Here is a 13429-nt window from a genome sequence, read left to right on the forward strand (position 1 = left end):
AACCAAGTCAAGCGAGGAGATATGTATGTCTTCCTGAGTCAGGAAGAGAAGTCCCAAACAAAACAAAAAAAGCACGTAATTTGCCGCTACATGCTTTCTATCTTATAAGAAACCCACGACATACCTCTCGATAGCTCTCCACAAACGAAACGTTTGTGACAGTTCTGCACTTATTAAATGCAGACCCAGCAAGTGTGCATGGTGGACACGACTTACTTCGGCAACCATTCCTTTCTCATTCCTTCATCAATGCCACTACATCTCCTGAAATGATACTCTTAATGATTGCAACCTCTACCTCACCGAGATACGAATGAGGATTTAAATATTAAATTAACGTCTTTAAGAGTAACAAATGAATTTTTATACGTCAATGGATATAGTAATAATCAGATTATAGAGAAGAGTTTGTGATTAAAAGTAAGAGGGGTTGTTATGTGATATTTGAATTTTCGTAATATAATACATATTATTAGCACTAGATGATTGAAAAGGGGATGAAGTAAATGTCTGTATGTCATAAACATTCAGTAATAGGTGTGCTAGATTCGGGAGTTGGGGGATTAACAGTTGCGAGCGAAATTATAAGACAATTGCCTAAAGAAAGCATTTATTATATTGGTGATAATAAGCGTTGCCCGTATGGACCAAGAAGTGTAGAGGAGGTGCAATCTTTCGTATTTGAAATGGTTGAGTTCCTCAAACAGTTTCCATTAAAAACGCTAGTCGTAGCATGTAATACTGCTGCAGCTGCTGCATTGACTGAGCTGCAAGAAGCACTTTCCATTCCAGTTATTGGCGTTATACATCCAGGAGCAAGAGCGGCAATTAAAGTAACAAAGAAAGGGGAAATCGGGGTAATTGGAACTGTAGGTACGATAAAATCTAATATGTATGAAAAAGCATTACACGAGCTGGATACATATTTGGAAGTGCATAGCTATGCTTGCCCGACTTTAGCCACAGTTGTAGAAAATCAATTAGAAGATACAGCATATGTCACGCAGCAAGTGAAACAAGCTTTACTTCCATTAACGAAAGAAGATATAGATACGTTAATTCTTGGATGTACGCATTATCCACTTTTAGAGTCCTATATAAAAAAGGAACTAGGAGAAGATATAACGATTATTAGTTCTGCAGAAGAAACGGCGATAGAGTTAAGCACCATTTTACAGCACAAAGGAATTTTGTCTGACAATCTGAATCCGAAACATCGTTTTTTTACAACGGGATCTGTTTTATCATTTGAACATATTGCTGAGCGATGGCTAGGGTATCAAATTTCTGTAGAATGTGTACATTTGCCTATGAAAAATGCGTGTATGCATAATTAAGATTTAGTAAATTACGTTTCTAAATAAATGAGGTTCGTTTCATAAGAAGGAAAGAATAAGCTTTTAATTGAAATGATTAAGGTCATTTTAATTAAAGGAGAGGTTTGATTATGGAATTATCAAGATCTCAATTATTTGCTTTAGAGTATATTTCAAAATATGCAGAGAACGAAAAACGTGAGGCTAAAGCAACGATTAATCATATACTTAAAATGTCAAATATTACAGATGAAATATTTGAAGAGGCTGTCGCTAATTTAAAATCTCACGCAAGGATTGCTTTACACTTTCATCCAGACAGACTAGATTCGAGTAAGAAAAGTGTTGCTGAAGCACTATTTGAGCAAGGAGTATATAAAAGTCAGTTTGAAACATTGCTATCTAATGGAAGCGTATCTGCTTATCCTGGTGGTGAACGTGACCTTTGGGAAAAGAGAATATTTGGAGGGGCATATCAATTAGAAGGCGTAACGAATGATCAACGTCCAAAATACGGAGCGCTAAATTTAATGTTACATCCAGATGGGCCAGCTCCGCGTTTTGGTTCCTGTTATTTTCTCTTATCTCCAAAAGTTTCTTCGCGTTCTACATATACATATTTAGATTCGCATCAAGATCCGAAAGAAAAGGGGACTTATGAGGAGTTTGATATGATTTTAGCTGCTCTTTTGGAAGAGACATTCGTAAGAGATTTTGCAATTGGTGAAGGAAATTTGACTCCAACAATATTAATTAATCATTTACTGGCTAATCTGAAAGGGCCGTTTATAGATGTAGTAAGCAAAGAGCCAGCCCGTAATCTTAATCATTATATTGAAGCGCAGATTCATGGAGAGATTTCTCTAAAAGAAGACGTGGAAGCGCTTGTTGCAGATCCTTCATTTAAGGGTACGGATGTAGGAAGAGTTTTAGAAGAAATTTGCCTGAAGTATGCTATTGATTTGTATTGGCACATCGGTTTTGTACTTGCGGTAGACGAAGTTCCGATGGATTTTAGAGGTTCAAAAATGCCATCTTTAGCAAGACGCATTGCACGGAATCATTGTATCGATGCAAATATAATTGGCTCTGCTGTAGTGGATTTGAAGTGCAATCCATTATCTTGGAGTGATCGTGGAACTTATGAAGAAGTGCTTCAGGAATTAAAATTATTATGGCATGTTTTAGTTCGATTTGGAAAACCAAATCGGAAGTAGAATGAAATACTTCGTTTTTGGAAGTATTTATATAGAAAAGAAGCTGATCTATTTATAGATCAGCTTCTTTTTATAAGATTAAACTAAGTTTAATACAGTTACTTTTTCACGTGTCATAGACTCAAGGCTCTTACGAATACCTTGTGCGCCCATACCTGAACCTTTTACACCGATGAATGGGAAGTGGTCAGGGCCGCGCTCTGTGCGTCCGTTAATTTGAACAGAACCAGTTTCGATTTTGTTAGCAATTGCAAATGCTTTGTTAATGTCTTTAGTGAAGACACTTGCTTGCAGACCGAACTCTGATTTGTTAGCAATTTCAATTGCTTGTTCATCTGAAGAAACACGGATGATTGGAAGGATTGGGCCGAATGGCTCTTCCCAAGCAACTTTCATCTCTTCTGTTACGTGATCGATTAATGTTGGGTAAATTAAGTTACGCTCACGTTTGTTACCGATAACGATTGTAGCACCTTTTTCTACAGCGTCGTCAACTAAACTTTGAACGAAGTCAGCAGACTTGTCGTCGATTAATGGAACGATTGTGCTATCTTGTTCTGGAGATCCAACTGATAGTTCAGCTACTTGCGCTTTTAATAAGCTAACAAGCTCGTCCGCTACGTTTTCGTGTACAAGTACACGTTTAATAGCTGTACAACGTTGACCAGAGTAAGAGAATGCACCGCTTACAATATGGTTTGCAGCATCTTGTAAGTCAGCATCTTCACGAACGATACCAGGATCTTTACCACCAAGTTCTAATACAAGTGGAATCATTGAAGCTTTTTTCGCTAAATGTTTACCTGTGTTTGTACCACCTGTGAACGATACCATATTGATGCCTTCGTGTTCTACTAAGTAGTCACCAATTACAGAACCGCGTCCTGTAGCTACGTTTACAAGACCTTTTGGAAGGCCAGCTTTATGAAGTGCTTCAACCATTTTAATACCACTAATTGCACCTTGAGTTGCTGGTTTGAAAATAACAGCGTTACCCATAATTAATGCTGGTGCAAGTTTTGCAGCAGATAAGTTTACTGGGTAGTTAAATGGTGCGATTGCTAATACAACACCAAGTGGTGCGCGTTGGATAATCGCAAGCTTAGATTTTGTACCGCCCGGGAAGCTATCGCCCATCATGCTTTCTCCGTGCATATGTAAAGCTTCTTCGATCGTGTAACGAATGAAGTCAGCTGTACGAACAACTTCTTTCTTCGCATCTTTATATCCTTTACCGACTTCTTTCATAATGATATCGGCAATTTCATCCTGCATATTTACGAGCTCATCAGCCCATTTATATAAGTATTTTGCGCGATCTTGTAGGGAAGCTTCAGCCCATGATTTTTGAGCTTCTTTTGCAGATGCAATTGCTTCATCTACTTCTCCGCGAGTAATTGCTTGTACTTGTCCAATTACTTCGTGTAAGTATGGAGATGGAATTTCGATTGTTTCTCCTGAAGAGCTTTCTCTCCATTCTCCGTTTAAATAAAATTTGTACGTATTGCTAGTTGTCATGATTAGTCCTCCTAAAATAGCAACTTGTAAGAGTGAGTATAAGGTGATTGTAGGGGGTTTGATAACATTTTTCAAATGAAATGTTTGTGAAAACGATTTCTTATTCTTTTTTTATTTTGTATGCCCTTTCTTATGGAATATTCCCTTATTTCAAATTAATTTATCGTATCATGCATCCGTATCATTTTTTATGATCGTCGTGTATTTTATATTATTTGTAAAAAAATAATTGACAGAATACTCAATAAAGTTGTAAGATTATAAATGGAAAATAAATGAAAGGGGTGTGCGTAATGATTGTAATCGTAAATGTAATGGGCTTAGCTCTGTTAAATGGCAGAAAACATTCATATCATTACGCAACCCGTACGGATATATAGGGCATCTTTGTCTTATAAAAAGCGTACGTTGCGTATATCGTAACGTACGCTTTTTATGCATTCCTGTGCATATCGTCAAGCGGCGGTATGCTTTTTTTTGTTTATTTTCCCTTGTTTAGTTCCGATAAAAAGCTTTGGAAGGTGGAAAAATGTGATGAGATTGTATGGGTTACGAAATGTAAATGTGATAGGTCTGGATAGTGGATAAAGAAATGAGAGGTAAACGAGAACGAGAAGGGAGAGGTTACATTGTTATCAGTATTACTAAAGCTAAAATGGTTTTTTAGGGAGCACTGGAAGAGATATAGTATTGCCATTGGAGCTCTTTTAATTGTGAATATAGTTGAAGTGATTCCCCCGAAAGTGTTAGGGGTTACGATAGATAACATAAAAACAGGAACGTTATCGAACGAAGCTATTATACAGTCTATTCTTATTTTAATAGGGGTTACGATCGTTGGATATGGCCTCACTTTCGTATGGCAACATCAATTGTTTGGCGGTGCATTCGTACTTGAGAAAACCATGCGCTCTAAATTTATGGGGCATTTACTTAAGATGACGCCGACTTTTTATCAAAAAAATCGTACTGGTGATTTAATGGCGAGAGCGACAAATGATTTGAAAGCAATCGCTATGACAGCTGGTTTTGGTATATTAACGCTTGTGGATTCTAGTTTATATATGCTTACGATTGTCTTTATGATGGGGTTTACAATTAGTTGGGAGCTTACATTTGCAGCGCTTATTCCGCTTCCAATTATGGCGTATGCGATGAATATATATGGAAAGAAATTGCATGAAAGATTTACAGTTGCGCAAGATGCGTTTGGTGATATGAACGATAAAGTGCTTGAATCAATCGCTGGTGTTCGCGTTATTCGTGCATACGTACAAGAGAATGCAGACGAGGAAAGATTTCATCATCTAGGAGATGACGTCTACGAAAAAAATATGAAGGTAGCAAAGATTGATGCATTATTCCAACCAACTGTGAAAATGCTTGTCGGTCTTAGTTATTTAATCGGCTTAGTGTACGGTGCATACCTTGTGTTCCAGTCAAAGGTGACCCTTGGTGAACTCGTTTCTTTTAACGTGTATTTAGGGATGATGATTTGGCCGATGTTTGCAATTGGGGAATTAATTAATGTTATGCAAAGAGGAAATGCTTCGCTTGACCGTGTGAATGAAACGTTAGCGTATGAGCCAGATGTAAAGAATCCGAAACATCCAAAGCTTGTGCAAGAGCCGGATTATATTCAGTTTGATGATGTGTCTTTCTCATATCCTTCATCAACTGAAGAAAATTTAAAAAAGGTTTCTTTCACATTAAAGCAAGGAGAAACGCTAGGGGTTGTCGGAAAAACAGGAAGCGGGAAAACGACGCTTGTACGTCAGCTTCTTCGCCAATATCCGCTTGGAGATGGAGATATTGCAGTTTCTGATGTGACTTTAGATAAAATGACGAATGAAAATGTACTCGGCTGGATTGGTTATGTACCGCAGGAGCATATTTTGTTCTCAAAAACAGCGCGAGAAAATATTTTATTCGGAAATAGGGAAGCGACTGAAGAAGAACTAGAGAAAGCAATTGAAATTGCTGCGTTTAAAAAGGATTTAGAGTTTTTACCAGAAGGGTTAGAAACGCTCGTTGGAGAGAAAGGTGTTTCTTTATCAGGAGGGCAAAAACAAAGGATCTCGATTGCACGAGCTGTTATTCAAAATCCAGAAATTTTAATTTTGGATGATTCTTTATCAGCTGTAGATGCTCGTACGGAAGCAGCGATCATTGAAAATATAAGAACGGAAAGAAGCGGAAAGACGACGATTATTACGACGCATCGTTTATCTGCAGTGCAACATGCGGATTGGATTCTCGTTATGGATGAAGGCGCAGTTATAGAAGAAGGTACGCATGATCAGCTTATCCAAAAGGGAGGCTGGTATGCTGAGCAGTTTGAAAGACAACAAGGTGAAAGTGAAAGTGCGGATAGTGGGGTGAAAATATGAGCGTTTCAAAACGGTTGTTTCAATACGCGATGAAAGTGAAGGGGACGATTTTTGCTGCGATGTTAATGTTATTTATTTTCGTCATCGCAGAGCTTGCTGGTCCTTTCGTCGCTAAAACGATGATTGACGATCATATCGTCGGGATAGAGAAACCTTGGTATGAAACAGAACAGAGTGAAGATGCTGTTTCGTATAATGGGGCTTTTTATAAGCGAAGTGATCGCTTTGAACAAGGCGAGAAAAAAGGAAAAGAAGTACGCGTAATGCAAGTCGGTTTTCAATATTATTTTGTACCGAATAAAGTAAATGCGGAAGGGTCACGGACTGTAAAAGGGGATATGATTACCGTTCAAAATGGTAAGGCGGTGCAAGTGTATAAAGCGAAAGCATTAACGAAAGAAGAAGTGTTTGCATTTTATAAACCAGAAATAAACCGTCTATTATTACTTGGTGGTGGCTATTTCGCTTTATTAGTAGTCGTGTCATTATTTGCATACGGAAAGCAGTTCTTCTTGCAGAAGGCAGCGAACAAAATTATTCAAATTATGAGGGAAGATGTTTTTTCTCATATTCAAACGTTGCCAATTCGGTACTTTGATCATTTACCGGCAGGGAAAATTGTTTCGCGTGTGACGAATGATACAGAGGCCATTCGTGATTTATATGTAACGGTGCTGGCAACATTCGTTTCTAGTATCATCTATATTATTGGGATATTCGCTGCGTTATTTTTATTAGATGTGAAGCTCGCTTCATTATGTTTATTAATTATCCCAATTTTAATTGTTTGGGCGATTCTTTATAGAAAATACGCGTCTGTATACAATCATAAAATGCGCTCTCGCTTATCTGATATTAACGGAACAGTGAATGAATCCATTCAAGGGATGCCAATTATTCAAGCGTTCCGTCAAGAGCGTGAAACGAAAAAAGAATTTGAAGAATTAAATGGCGATTATTTTAAGTATCAAAATAAAATTTTAAATTTAAATGCAGCAACTTCGCATAACTTAGTAGCCGTATTAAGAAATATCGCTTTCACAGGAGTAATTTGGTATTTCGGCGGTGCGTCATTAAGTGCTACAGGTATTATTTCACTTGGGGTACTGTATGCGTTCGTTGATTATTTAACACGATTATTCTCGCCAATTACGAATATGGTGAACCAGCTTGCAAACTTAGAGCAAGCGCGCGTTGCATCAGAACGTGTCTTTGAATTGTTAGAGGAAAAAGGGGAACCGGTAGAAGAAGAACGTATGCCTCGTTTAAAAGGAAATGTAAAATTTGAAAATGTATCATTTTCTTATAATGGAAAAGATGAAGTGTTAAAAAATATTTCTTTTGAAGCGAAACAAGGCGAGACAGTGGCACTTGTCGGTCATACTGGATCAGGAAAAAGTTCTATCATGAATGTACTCTTTCAATTTTATGAGTTTGAAAAAGGAAAGCTTACGATTGATGGTCACGATGTAAAAGAGATGCCGAAACAAGCAACCCGTGAACATATGGGAATCGTACTGCAAGACCCGTTTCTTTTTAGCGGGACGGTCGCTTCCAATGTAAGCTTAGAAAATGAAAAAATTTCAAAAGAGCGCATTGTAAAGGCGTTACGTGATGTTGGTGCTGAAAGATTTGCGAACAATATAAATGAAGAAATTACAGAAAAGGGAAGTACGCTTTCCACTGGAGAACGTCAGCTTATTTCGTTTGCTAGGGCGCTCGCTTTTGATCCGGCTATTTTAATTTTAGATGAAGCAACGTCTAGTATTGATACAGAAACAGAGGCGATGATTCAACAAGCACTAGAAGTTGTAAAAAAAGGAAGAACGACATTTATTATCGCTCACCGCCTTTCAACGATTAAAAGCGCAGATCAAATTATTGTGCTCGATAGAGGAACCATTTTAGAAAAAGGCTCTCATGATGAACTCATGAAAAAGCGCGGGCGTTATTACGATATGTATAAAACGCAAATGGAAGGCAATCAGAGTGCTTAATATGCATGGAGGAGAACTTGTGATTTTCACAAGTTCTTTTTTATTGATGAACATGTCGACTCTTTAGCGAATTACGACAGTTAAATAAGAAGTATTGTTTTACCTTTTTCTCCATAAATGCTATATTAAAAAATGTTACTTATTTTTTGTATGTAGCGTTATTTTTCCCTTTTGTTTGATTATGAAGAAAAAGGATAAACTAAATAAGAACATTTTCATTGAAAAATTGTTCAAGATTGCATACAATCAATATAGTTTTTAAATTCCTATCAGAATACTTGGAGGATTACTATCATGAAGAAATTATTTTCAGTGCTTGCAGTAACTACATTAGCGATCGGGATTGTAGCCGGCTGCGGTAAAGAAGAGAAAAAAGATACAGCTAGTCAAGACGCGTTACAAAAGATTAAACAAAGCGGTGAACTTGTAATTGGTACAGAAGGTACATATCCACCATTTACGTTCCACGATTCAAGCAATAAATTAACTGGATTCGATGTTGAATTAGCAGAAGAAGTTGCAAAACGTTTAGGTGTAAAACCTGTATTTAAAGAAACACAATGGGATAGCTTACTTGCTGGCCTAGATGCAAAACGTTTCGATATGGTTGCAAACGAAGTTGGTATTCGTGAAGATCGTCAAAAGAAATACGATTTCTCTAAACCATACATTTCATCTTCAGCGGCATTAGTTATCGCAAAAGATAAAGATAAGCCTGCTACATTTGCTGATGTAAAAGGGTTAAAAGGAGCACAATCTTTAACGAGTAACTATGCAGATATTGCTAAGAAAAACGGTGCAGAAATCGAAGGTGTAGAAGGATTTAGCCAAGCGGCAGAATTATTAGCTTCAGGACGCGTTGATTTTACAATTAATGATAAGTTATCAGTATTAAATTATTTAGAAACGAAAAAAGATGCAAAAATTAAAATTGTAGATACAGAAAAAGAAGCTTCACAAAGTGGATTCTTATTCCGTAAAGGTAGCGATAAGCTTGTACAAGAAGTAGATAAAGCGTTAGAAGATATGAAAAAAGACGGTACGTATGACAAAATAACGAAAAAATGGTTCGGTGAAAATGTATCTAAGTAGTGCATTAGTTTCAGATCGATTGTCTACTTGGATAGATATTATGCAGACTTCCTTCATGCCTATGCTGAAGGAAGCTGTTTTTACAACAATTCCATTAACGCTTATTACATTTATTATCGGTCTTATACTTGCGACGTTAACAGCGCTCGCACGTATTTCAGGTAGTCGTATTTTACAATGGATTGCTCGTATCTATGTATCTATCATTCGCGGAACGCCACTTCTTGTACAGTTATTTATTATTTTCTATGGTCTTCCAACTCTTAATATTGAAGTTGAGCCATATACAGCAGCAGTTGTTGGATTTTCATTAAATGTCGGTGCATATGCATCTGAAATTATTCGTGCTTCTATCCTTTCCATTCCGAAAGGGCAGTGGGAAGCAGCTTATACAATTGGGATGACATATCCACAAGCATTAAAACGTGTTATTTTACCACAAGCAACGCGCGTATCAATCCCGCCGCTTTCAAATACATTTATTAGCTTAGTGAAGGATACTTCATTAGCATCGTTAATTTTAGTAACAGAAATGTTCCGAAAAGCGCAGGAAATTGCGGCGATGAACTACGAGTTTTTAATTGTTTATTTTGAAGCAGGTCTTATTTACTGGGTTATTTGTTTCTTATTATCAATCGTACAACAGATGTTAGAAAAGCGTTCAGAACGCTATACATTAAAATAATCCTTTTACAAAAGGAGTTTTTGTTTTTATGATTTCAATTCAGCACTTACAAAAAAGTTTCGGAGATAATACCGTACTAAAGCATATAGATTTAACAGTTGAGAAGGGCGAGGTTGTTGTTATTATTGGGCCGTCTGGATCTGGTAAAACGACATTCTTACGTTGTCTCAATGTATTAGAAACGCCAAACGCTGGTAATATTCGTATCGGTAATAAAGAGCTTAACTTCTCTCAAAAAGTAACGAAGAAAGATATTGTTAATCTTCGTACGCAAACAGGTATGGTATTCCAGCACCATAATTTATTCCCGCATTTAACAGCACTTCAAAATGTAATGGAAGGGCTCGTTACAGTGAAAAAGATGGGGAAAGAAGAAGCGAAGAAAAAAGCAAACTATTTCCTTGAAAAAGTTGGTTTAGCAGATAAAGTGGATTTATATCCGTTCCAATTATCAGGCGGACAACAACAGCGCGTTGGAATTGCGCGCGCACTTGCGATGGAGCCGGAAGTGTTACTATTTGATGAGCCGACGTCAGCGCTTGATCCTGAACTCGTTCAAGAAGTTCTGAAAGTAATGAAAGAACTTGCTAAAGAGGGCATGACGATGGTTATTGTAACGCACGAAATGCGTTTTGCACATCAAATTGCGAACCGTGTTATTTTCATGGATGGTGGTGTCGTTGTCGAACAAGGTACACCAGAAGAAGTATTTACAAATCCAAAAGAAGAACGCACGAAGAAGTTTTTACAAATGTTGCAATAAATTAAGGAAGGTCTCAAGGCATATGCCTTGAGACCTTTTTGCCATATATATTTATTTGTGGAATCCGCCAAGGCTTTGCTCAGCCATTGCAACTAGACGTTTTGTGATTTCTCCACCAACTGAACCGTTAGCGCGAGCCGTAGAATCTGCTCCTAATTGTACACCAAATTCTTGAGCGATTTCGTACTTCATTTGATCGATTGCAGCTGTTGCACCTGGTACTACTAATTGATTTGAAGAATTTTGGTTTGCCATAGGAATATATCCTCCTTAGAGTTATAAAAGTTTTTTTGGTTGGACTAGCTGGAGTTGAACCAGATTATCGCCCCGGTTGGCGCTAATCCATCGGTAATTAAGTTTGTACTCATAGTATGGATGTTACCTAGAAAGATATACAAAATAATAATTTGTAAATTTTGTCAAAAAAAACGTATTGATTTCGTAAATTATGAAATAAGAGTAATCGTTGTATTTTTAAGAAAACAGGCCAAACTAAGGGTGATATTAAATATAATTTTTTCATTGTAGCCTGCTACTTGTAGGCTAATTATTAGCTTCTTATTTATGATTTATTGAAATAAAAATGAAATCGGTAGCAACTTCATAGTTCTATTTTTAAGTAGGGATGGAGTGGGCGCTCCTATGTCTGGATAGGTTGCTCTCTTCACTCTAAAAAAGAGAGGCTTATAAACGATAACGTATGGAGGAATCATGATGGGGATTTGCCCGCTTTGCAACGCATTAGAATCACAAACATATTCTTGTCAAAATTGCCAAAGTATACTCCAAGATTATGGGAAGTCTGTAGATTACATAGACGATTATAGTGCCTATATGGATCAAGAATTATTAAGTGCAGTAGATGGTTTAACGCATAATAATTCAAATGAATATTGCAATCATATTTTTTATTGCAGAGTATGTAACGTGGAAACTGAGGTTGTAGTAAAACTTGTGTAAATAGAAAACTTCCACCTTATTATCTAGGTGGAAGTTTTTGTTTTTGTATTTGTGAGTGAATCATAGGAGAAGGGATATGTTCGGTGTTTGATGAAGCCCCTGATTTTATTTGAGACATTTTTTCTTTTGTATCACGTAAAGAATGTTCAGTTAAGTAGACGGCATATTCGTAAAATAACTGGCGCGTCAGTTCACTTTGCTCTTTTAATTTTTTATCTTGGAATACAGTTCGCCCAGGTTTAGAGTTGGCTTCAAAGAGCCACGGATTTTCCTTTGTGTCTAAACCGATATCAAAACCGATTTCTCCAATATTTCCAGTTACTTGTTCATCGAGAGCGTAACTTATTTGTAAGGCAGTATGTTTTAATTTATTTTCAATTTGAACTTGTTTCGTTGAATCTGGAAAAAGCTCTTGTAATAATTTTGTATCACCGCCACTATTTACGTGCGTTGTTAAACTGCCTTTGCCGGCGATTTTGGCGACGATTGCACTAACTATCCAATTACCGAAATGGTTTTTATTTGTATGAATGCGGAAATCAACAGGTTGCCCATCGAAGCGAAGTAACGAAATACCTTGCTGTACGATAAACTTTTTTAAATCATGTCCTTTTAATACGTGGTTTAGAAGCGTTTCTAATGATTGATACTTTCTCAGTTTATTTTCTTCATTTTCGCGATAACGACAGTAGTAGCAATTCTCTGTTTGAGAATAAAATATTTGATGAATATTTCTACCAAAGCTCCCGTGTATTGGTTTCATGTACACTGATTTATACGTGCCAAGAAACCGTTCTACTTGTTCAAAATGCTGAAATGCTTCTGTATTTGGTAATAAGGGTTTAATTGATTCGTCTTTCGTAAGAAGTTGATGAACTTCCCATTTATTGAAAAAACCTGGGTTAAACCATGGAATGCAGTAGTCTTGTTCTAATTTTCTTTTTGCCCTGACAATTGGTTTATAATTTTCCGCTTGCCGATTCGGTAAGCGATCGTAAATGACATTTGGTAAAGGGACTTTTTTCTTTATCCATTGTTTCTCTTGAAAGAAATATCCTTCAATCGTTTCTTCTTCCCAGTGTATATGTTGAACCCCAAAGACGAATACGAACGGTCGTAATGAGAATGGTGGTGTTAATAACTCACTCAGAGCAATTGAACGATTTCCTAAAGGGGTAGAAGAATCATCATTAAAGCCAGTTGTAAAAATGCCAATCAATGGTCCGAAAATAATTGTTTGGTTTTGTGTGAATGCATGAATAGTAGTTGATTGAGGCAGTAAAAGTTTTTCGGCAATATGCTTTCCGATAATAATTTCGCGAGTAAAGGAATAATGAATTTTCACCTCTTCACTTGCAATGTGACGTATACCGAAGGATAGGGATGTAATAGGTGGTGTAATAGAAAAAACGTAAGGTAAAGTAATGCTATTTGGATGTTCATCTGAAATGTTTAATGTATATATATGTTCTTTCAAAATAGGTTTATCTC

11 protein-coding genes and 1 riboswitch are annotated in these 13429 nt (G+C 36.9%); of the genes, 8 read left to right on the forward strand and 3 right to left on the reverse strand.

The annotated features are described in order from the left end of the window. Window positions 1-123: 123 nt before the first annotated feature. Window positions 124-305: riboswitch (Lysine riboswitch) on the reverse strand. Between the two features lie 201 nt (window positions 306-506). Together racE and GD442_RS04400 are read left to right on the forward strand one after the other, a co-directional pair. After that, window positions 507-1337: a glutamate racemase gene (racE, locus tag GD442_RS04395; protein WP_000109676.1), complete on the forward strand. Its 831-nt coding sequence runs from the start codon at window positions 507-509 to the stop codon at window positions 1335-1337. A gap of 110 nt (window positions 1338-1447) precedes the next feature. After that, the gene (locus GD442_RS04400) at window positions 1448-2533 is read left to right on the forward strand and encodes a DUF3626 domain-containing protein (RefSeq protein WP_000423678.1); all 1086 of its coding nucleotides are present in this window, start codon (window positions 1448-1450) and stop codon (window positions 2531-2533) included. Between the two features lie 78 nt (window positions 2534-2611). Here the strand turns inward: GD442_RS04400 and gapN are convergent, their stop codons facing one another. Then, window positions 2612-4051, reverse strand: coding sequence for an NADP-dependent glyceraldehyde-3-phosphate dehydrogenase (gene gapN, locus GD442_RS04405; RefSeq protein ID WP_000213636.1), 1440 nt, complete (start codon window positions 4049-4051; stop codon window positions 2612-2614). A gap of 629 nt (window positions 4052-4680) precedes the next feature. Between gapN and GD442_RS04410 the strand changes: the two genes are divergently transcribed. From GD442_RS04410 to GD442_RS04430, 5 genes are all read left to right on the forward strand, one after another. After that, window positions 4681-6441, forward strand: a complete 1761-nt coding sequence (locus tag GD442_RS04410) for an ABC transporter ATP-binding protein (protein ID WP_000953783.1) — start codon at window positions 4681-4683, stop codon at window positions 6439-6441. Next, a complete protein-coding gene (locus tag GD442_RS04415) occupies window positions 6438-8438 on the forward strand; it encodes an ABC transporter ATP-binding protein (RefSeq protein WP_000116642.1) in 2001 nt (666 codons plus the stop codon). The genes GD442_RS04410 and GD442_RS04415 overlap by 4 nt, the downstream gene beginning before the upstream one ends. Window positions 8439-8732: 294 nt before the next feature. Continuing rightward, window positions 8733-9530 carry an amino acid ABC transporter substrate-binding protein gene (locus tag GD442_RS04420; RefSeq protein ID WP_000732840.1) on the forward strand — a complete coding sequence of 266 codons (798 nt, stop codon included), beginning with the start codon at window positions 8733-8735 and terminating at the stop codon, window positions 9528-9530. Beyond that, window positions 9517-10215, forward strand: coding sequence for an amino acid ABC transporter permease (locus GD442_RS04425; protein WP_000281501.1), 699 nt, complete (start codon window positions 9517-9519; stop codon window positions 10213-10215). The genes GD442_RS04420 and GD442_RS04425 overlap by 14 nt, the downstream gene beginning before the upstream one ends. Before the next feature lie 28 nt (window positions 10216-10243). Next, entirely contained in the window at window positions 10244-10978 is a 735-nt protein-coding gene (locus GD442_RS04430) for an amino acid ABC transporter ATP-binding protein (RefSeq protein WP_000623610.1), read from the forward strand. Between the two features lie 51 nt (window positions 10979-11029). Here the strand turns inward: GD442_RS04430 and sasP are convergent, their stop codons facing one another. Further along, window positions 11030-11233, reverse strand: coding sequence for a small acid-soluble spore protein, SasP family (gene sasP / locus GD442_RS04435; protein WP_000013338.1), 204 nt, complete (start codon window positions 11231-11233; stop codon window positions 11030-11032). Window positions 11234-11692: 459 nt separating this feature from the next. On the opposite strand from sasP, the gene GD442_RS04440 reads away from it, so the two are divergent. After that, window positions 11693-11938: a hypothetical protein gene (locus tag GD442_RS04440; RefSeq protein ID WP_000510476.1), complete on the forward strand. Its 246-nt coding sequence runs from the start codon at window positions 11693-11695 to the stop codon at window positions 11936-11938. 19 nt (window positions 11939-11957) lie between these two features. Here the strand turns inward: GD442_RS04440 and GD442_RS04445 are convergent, their stop codons facing one another. Next, window positions 11958-13415, reverse strand: a complete 1458-nt coding sequence (locus GD442_RS04445) for a YheC/YheD family endospore coat-associated protein (RefSeq protein ID WP_000658103.1) — start codon at window positions 13413-13415, stop codon at window positions 11958-11960. Window positions 13416-13429 lie beyond the last annotated feature (14 nt).

This window comes from Bacillus sp. A260, from assembly GCF_009861435.1.
GTDB classification, from domain to species: Bacteria; Bacillota; Bacilli; order Bacillales; family Bacillaceae_G; genus Bacillus_A; species Bacillus_A cereus.